Below are 1,387 nucleotides of genomic sequence, written 5' to 3'. Positions count from 1 at the left end.
ACGGGTCGGTGCGCATCAGCATTGTGAAACACCTCCGATTGCTCTGCTGTGGTGCCAGTGCGCTTCACCTGACTCCGTTGTAACATGTCATCCATCGGATGACAAATACTGGAGTCGCTGAGAGGGTGACATGATGGGTGAGGATTCCCGACCCTCCACATCCGGGAACGGGACGGCCCCGGAGTCGGCGTCGTTCGTGGCGGCGGCCGCGGCGCTGGCCGCCATCGACGAAGCCGTCCGGGCCGCGCATGACCCGGACGGGCGACGCGGCCTCGAACCGCAGGCCGATCCACAAAACGCCCTGGCCGCGCTGTTGCTGCTGCGGGAACTGCGCAGTGAGCTCGCCGGTTGGGAGGCCGGCCTGGTCGAGACCGCCCGCGCGGCCGGCGCCACCTGGGCCGACCTGGCCCAGCCGATGGGCGTCTCGAGCCGGCAGGCCGCGGAGAACCGCTATCTGCGGCTGCAGTCCGCGGGGCGTGATGCGGACAACACGGGCGCCGAGCGCGTCAAAGCGGTGCGCGACCGCAGGGCCGCGGACCGTACCGTCACCACCTGGGCGCGGGCCAACGCCGCCGACCTGCGGGTGCTCGCCGCCCAGGTCGCAGGTCTGACGAATCTCGGCCCCGCGGCCGACTCGGCCATGACCGATCTGCACGCCGCCCTTGGCGCAGCGGACGCAGCTGACTTGGTGACGCCACTGGCCGCGGTACGCCCGCACCTTGGCAAGGACCACGGCGACCTGGCCAACCGACTTGACGCCGTTCAGACCCGCGCGCAGCAACTTCGTCGAGACAGCAACCACCGACGCGCCTGACCCCGCGCGACCTGCCGGTGCATGCCGACCGACCCGGATAGCCGCACCGGCTATGACCTACACATGCCGGGCGCACGGGCAACCGGTCGTAGTCAGAGGAGGTCTGGGCGTTTACACCGGTGCCGGGGTGCTCAGCGAGGCTGCTGCCGTCTAGGACCTGATGAGGACCGGGACCGGAGGGAACTTCGCGGCAGGGCGGCAGGTGAAACCTCGGCGGCTCCTCGCCCGAGTGACTTCGGGGGCGGAGACGCGGTGGCCGTCCCCGTCCTGCCTAGCCCATCCCTTGCTGCCCCGCCAAGCGTCTCTCAACCCGCCATCCACCCGAATGCCTCACTGCGAGACACGAAGAAATCTATGGCGGCGGGAGTAGACATTGAGCAGTGATGTGGTTATGGTTTCTCTCGTAGCCGAGATCGAGGAAGGCCCGACAGAGATGAACTGGCGGGCAGCAGTGCAGCCAAGTGGCTGTTCGCAGGATGTGCGGTGGTGGAGTTCCGGAGCCGGAGAGGTTGCCTGATGGTGACGGGGCTGACCGCCGTACCGGGTGGCCCGCAGTTCAGGGGCTGCCATGTG

The 1,387-nt window shown here is 68.6% G+C and carries 1 protein-coding gene; it reads left to right on the top strand.

Going from position 1 to position 1,387, the window contains the following annotated elements; translation table 11 throughout:
- Positions 1–196 precede the first annotated feature (196 nt).
- The gene (locus tag BMW99_RS38965) at positions 197–814 is read left to right on the top strand and encodes a hypothetical protein (RefSeq protein ID WP_407640358.1); all 618 of its coding nucleotides are present in this window, start codon (positions 197–199) and stop codon (positions 812–814) included.
- The last annotated feature ends 573 nt before the right edge of the window (positions 815–1,387 follow it).

The organism is Actinacidiphila rubida (assembly GCF_900110255.1).
GTDB lineage: Bacteria > Actinomycetota > Actinomycetes > Streptomycetales > Streptomycetaceae > Actinacidiphila > Actinacidiphila rubida.
This window is presented reverse-complemented; position numbering and strand designations above follow the sequence as displayed.